At 60.6% G+C, this 4338-nt stretch carries 4 protein-coding genes; all 4 read right to left on the bottom strand.

Annotation, left to right across the window (positions count from 1 at the left end; all coding sequences use genetic code 11):
* Positions 1 to 147: 147 nt before the first annotated feature.
* A complete protein-coding gene (locus ACNFCJ_RS23830; protein WP_099526812.1) occupies positions 148 to 1734 on the bottom strand; it encodes an ABC-F family ATPase in 1587 nt (528 codons plus the stop codon).
* A gap of 20 nt (positions 1735 to 1754) precedes the next feature.
* Positions 1755 to 2948: a tyrosine-type recombinase/integrase gene (locus ACNFCJ_RS23825; RefSeq protein WP_416773863.1), complete on the bottom strand. Its 1194-nt coding sequence runs from the start codon at positions 2946 to 2948 to the stop codon at positions 1755 to 1757.
* Positions 2949 to 3158: 210 nt separating this feature from the next.
* Entirely contained in the window at positions 3159 to 3521 is a 363-nt protein-coding gene (locus ACNFCJ_RS23820) for a hypothetical protein (RefSeq protein WP_416773862.1), read from the bottom strand.
* 58 nt (positions 3522 to 3579) lie between these two features.
* Entirely contained in the window at positions 3580 to 4278 is a 699-nt protein-coding gene (locus tag ACNFCJ_RS23815; RefSeq protein ID WP_416773861.1) for a hypothetical protein, read from the bottom strand.
* Between the last annotated feature and the right edge of the window lie 60 nt (positions 4279 to 4338).

Here is a 4338-nt window from a genome sequence, read left to right as displayed (position 1 = left end):
GCTGCTGACCTGAGCGCTGCACTTTGCATCATTGCACCAGTAAAAACACAAACGCCCCGAATCAATCGAGGCGTTTGTATTGAACCGGTTCAGTTCAGAACGTTTTCACACGGTCTGAAAAGCGGGCTTTGTTGTTTCAGCGTGTGCTCAGACGATGATGCCCTGGCTGCGCAGGTAGTCGTCGTAGGTGCCGGAAAAGTCGGTCACGCCGTTGTCCGACAGCTCGATGATGCGGGTGGCCAGGGAGCCGACGAACTCGCGGTCATGGCTGACGAAGATCAGCGTGCCCGGGTAGTTCTCCAGCGCCAGGTTGAGCGCCTCGATCGACTCCATGTCCAGGTGGTTGGTCGGTTCGTCCATCACCAGCACGTTGGGCTTTTGCAGAATCAGCTTGCCGAACAGCATGCGGCCTTGCTCACCACCGGAGATGACCTTCACCGACTTGAGGATCTCGTCGTTGGAGAACAACATGCGCCCGAGGGTGCCGCGGATCACCTGCTCACCGGTCGTCCACTGGCCCATCCAGTCGAACAGGGTCACGTCATCTTCGAAATCGTGGGCGTGATCCTGAGCGTAGTAGCCAACCTCGGCGCTCTCGGTCCATTTCACCGAACCGGCATCGGGCTGCATTTCGCCGACCAGGGTGCGCAGCAGGGTGGTCTTGCCGATACCGTTGGGGCCGATGATCGCCACGCGCTCGCCGGCTTCGACGGTGAAACTGAAGTTCTTGAACAGCACCTTGTCATCGAAGGCCTTGGACACCTTCTCGATGGTCACGGCCTGGCGGTGCAGTTTCTTGGTCTGCTCGAAGCGAATGAACGGGCTGACGCGGCTCGACGGCTTGACCTCGGCCAGCTGGATCTTGTCGATCTGCTTGGCGCGGCTGGTTGCCTGTTTGGCCTTGGAGGCGTTGGCCGAGAAGCGGCTGACGAAGCTCTGCAGCTCGGAGATCTGCGCCTTCTTCTTGGCGTTGTCGGCCAGCAGCTGCTCGCGCGACTGGGTCGCGGCAGTCATGTACTCGTCGTAGTTGCCCGGGAACAGGCGCAGCTCGCCGTAATCCAGGTCGGCCATGTGGGTGCAGACCGAGTTGAGGAAGTGACGGTCGTGGGAAATGATGATCATGGTGCTGTTACGCGCCGTGAGGATCGTTTCCAGCCAGCGGATGGTGTTGATGTCCAGGTGGTTGGTCGGTTCGTCGAGCAGCAGCACGTCCGGATCGGAGAACAGGGCCTGGGCCAGCAGCACGCGCAGCTTCCAGCCGGGTGCGACTTCGCTCATCGGGCCGAAATGCTGCTCGAGCGGGATGCCCAGGCCGAGCAGCAGCTCGCCCGCGCGCGATTCAGCGGTGTAGCCGTCCATCTCGGCGAACTCGCCTTCGAGCTCGCCGACCTTCATGCCGTCTTCTTCGCTCATTTCTGGCAGCGAGTAGATGCGGTCGCGCTCGGCCTTGACCTTCCACAGCTCCTCGTGACCCATGATCACGGTGTCGATCACGTTGAATTCTTCGTAGGCGAACTGATCCTGGCGCAGCTTGCCCAGGCGCACGTTCGGCTCGAGCATCACCTGGCCGCCGGAAGGCTCGAGGTCGCCGCCAAGAATTTTCATGAAGGTCGACTTGCCGCAGCCGTTGGCGCCGATCAGGCCGTAGCGGTTGCCGTTGTTGAACTTGACGGAAACGTTCTCGAACAGCGGCTTGGCGCCGAACTGCATGGTGATGTTAGCGGTAGAGATCAAGGGGCTTACCTATCAGTAACTTAGAGACGCCTGGTTTGCTCCGATACCAATTTGATACCGTTTTCGAGTTTTTCCAGCTCACCCCAGTCCGAGGTTGAGTTGATCCAGCGCGCGTATGTTGAGAGCAGCATTTGCACGGAGTGGCCGAGCTGCTGAGCGATAAAGGCGGGGTTGAGGCCTGACATCAGGCACATTGTCGCATAGGTGTGACGGCAGTTGTATGGCGGCCTGTAGCGAATGCCCAGTGCCTGCAGGGTGGGGCGCCACTGGTGGTGCACGTTGGATGTCTGTTTAACGTGTACCTGTCCCTTTGACGGCGGGAATACATGCGGGGTAGACGTGACCCGTCCAACGCCGAGCAGGCGACGGTCGGCGTAGACCTTGGCAAACCACAGTGCGCGCAGCGCGCGCTGGTTCAGCAGCACGAAACGGTCGCTGCCGGTTTTGGTGCGCTCCTCCAGTTCGCCCAGGGCTACCGTGCGGCGCACATGGACGGTGCGGCGCGACCAGTCCACATCCTGCCACTGCAGCGCCAGCGCTTCGGATATGCGCAGCCCGGTGAAGAACAGGAACTCGAACAGCGCCGCATAGATCAGGCTGGGCCAATGCTCGGTCTGGTAGAGGCGATCAATGATCCGCTCTGCCTCTGCCAGCTCGAACGGGTCTACTTCCTTTTTTGCCCGCTTCGGCAACTCCATCGACTCGGCCGGGTTCTTCTGCAGAAGCCCATCGCCTACGGCTGATCTCATGATTGCCGCCAGCTTCACGATGGCGTTGCGCTTCACCCCTGGCGATGTCCACTCAGTGCCCGCCACGATCCGGCGCAGAAGCGTTGGCGTGATCAGGTCAATCCGCGTCAATGCCAGGTGCGGCATCCAGTAGATGTTCAGCGCGCTCTTGTAGTTGAGCCGTGTGCCTGATGTTATCTCTCTGGAGTCCAGCCAGAGCTGGGCGTACTCGCCAAACCCTGGCGTCCCTCCTGCGGGTAGCGCCGAGCCAGGGAACAGCTCGGCGTACTTCGCGTCATCCATCAGCCCCAGCTTGATCAGGCTGACTACCTGATCTCTAAGCTTGGAGGCAGCCGCGATCCCTTTCTGCGTGACGGGATAGGGGAGAGTTTCACTGCACCGACGACCGTTCCAGGTGAAGCGGATGCGGATTGAGTTTCGGAAGATTTCCACCCCGGTGGGCATATCCACTGGCTTTCCAGCCATTCGTAGTATCTCCGTTTGCTGTAGATGGTTTGGCGTCCCTGCTTGATCCAGACGCCTTCCGGTAGCTGGCCACGTGCGCGCCTGGCCTGCAGTGCGCGCACCGTGGTGCCGATCAGTTCGGCAAACTCTTTCTCGCTATAGTGATCCTTGTCCTCGGCCATCACACCACCCCCGCCCACTTCTCAATCGTGATCAGTTTCATGCGGTACCTCACGCATAGTGATATTTCAGGAACTTGCCCTTCGGCAGTGGAATCCAGACCCAGCCGTAGTAGTCGTCGCCCGATGGGCAACCGCCACTTCGCTGGTCGATGTAGACATAGCGGAACGCGGTGCCTGGCTCGTCCTGGCGCTCGCCGCCGTGCGTTTCGGTCAGCTCGAAATCACACACGATGCTGTCGTCGCAGTAGTCGATGAACTTCTCGATGCTGGACAGCTTGCGCGGGCTCACCAGCAGCGCGACCTGGGCCAGCACTTCGCTCCGGTTCTTCTCTAGGTCGGCGTAGTGCTTGGCCATCGCAGCGGCGTAGTCGGCTTCGATGCTGCAGGCTCTGGCAATCATTCCTTCAGACACAGCAAATCCTCCCGCCCTACGTTGTGGGCAGATAGAAAAGGGGATGGGGTGGGGTGGGTCAGGCCTGGCGTTGCGCCTGGCGGTGGGTGGCGAGGGCTTTGTCGGCCATGAGCACGGCCTCTTGCTCAAGCGGTGTCGTTGCTTTGTGCTGCAATAGACCAACCACGGTGCGCAGCGCCTCCACCAGCGCCCGCACGTCCGGGCCTGGCTGTGGCGCCCTGTAGAGTGGAAAGGACAAATAATCGCCCTCGTTGGTCAACTCAAAGCTCTCATCGCCATCAGGTCTCATCCATACAAACGGCTCCTGCCGCTCTCCCTGCTCGGCCTTGACGCAATGGCAATCGCCAAGCCATTCGCCGTCAGCGCGATGCACGTCGCCAGTACCGTCGCAGGTCTGGCAACGCACTTCCGGCGCCGGGGTGGCGGTGAGGAAGGTGTCGATCTCATGGGAAAGCGACTCCCAGCCTTCGATTCCCAGGGCGGAAGATGCGTGACGCAGCAATCCCCGCGCCGCCTCAAGCTGGGTGCGCAGTTCGTAACCTTGCTGCATCAGCCTGGGCATCCCCTCTTCGACTGTGCGCTTCAGCCGCCCATTCTCATCCCGCAGCGCCTCGGCCTCTGCGTGCAGGGCGTCGTAGTCTGTGGCGAGAACATACGGCAAACCATCGCCGGAATACTCGACAACCTCAAGTCGGCCACCCATGATTTCGGATAGCTGCGACAGGCGGAACGCGTACCGCTTCACTTCGGTGCTCATTTGCCATGCCTCTCTGTAAACCCTAGCTCTCTTTCAAGCCGGTATCTTGTTGAAACGGCG

The sequence above is a fragment of the Pseudomonas sp. NY15364 genome (genome assembly GCF_048068235.1).
In the GTDB taxonomy this organism is placed as follows: Bacteria; Pseudomonadota; Gammaproteobacteria; order Pseudomonadales; family Pseudomonadaceae; genus Aquipseudomonas; species Aquipseudomonas mendocina_D.
This window is presented reverse-complemented; position numbering and strand designations above follow the sequence as displayed.

Excerpts from the sequence above, each read along its gene's own strand:
- ACNFCJ_RS23825 (WP_416773863.1), bottom strand. The coding sequence starts at position 2,948 with ATGGCTGGAAAGCCAGTGGATATGCCCACCGGGGTGGAAATCTTCCGA.
- ACNFCJ_RS23815 (WP_416773861.1), bottom strand. The coding sequence starts at position 4,278 with ATGAGCACCGAAGTGAAGCGGTACGCGTTCCGCCTGTCGCAGCTATCC.